At 56.1% G+C, this 380-nt stretch carries 1 protein-coding gene; it reads left to right on the top strand.

Going from position 1 to position 380, the window contains the following annotated elements; all coding sequences use genetic code 11:
• Positions 1–152 precede the first annotated feature (152 nt).
• The coding region (locus tag AC1RPN_RS08575; RefSeq protein ID WP_481763773.1) for a hypothetical protein at positions 153–380 on the top strand (228 nt) is incomplete at its 3' end.

Genomic DNA, 380 nt, shown 5'->3' on the forward strand with positions numbered 1-380 from the left:
GGGCTGACCGCGCGGAATTCGACGCCGTAACCCATTACCTAATCGGGCTCGGCACTCTCGAATTCTAATCCGCGTTCGCGATAGGGTTATCGTTGACGGCTCGATTCGGGCCGCATACAATAGGTCTAACGCTAAACACACGGAGTAACACCATGTCGCACATGCAGCCGCAGGTTTACCATGATCTTTATTTTGCAATCGACACGACGCACGGGTTGGAAATTGTGCCGTCCGACGTGATCGGGCGCACGTGCGCGACCGACGTATCGGCATTCCTCAACTATCTTGAGGGCGAACCGCGGGACCCTGATAAACTGTTTCCGGTTTGCGAAGGCTGGCTCGCACGCATGTACGCGCCCGGTTATCTGGATTGTACGCCA

It is taken from the genome of Dellaglioa sp. CoH-57-MRSF-20 (genome assembly GCF_056781955.1).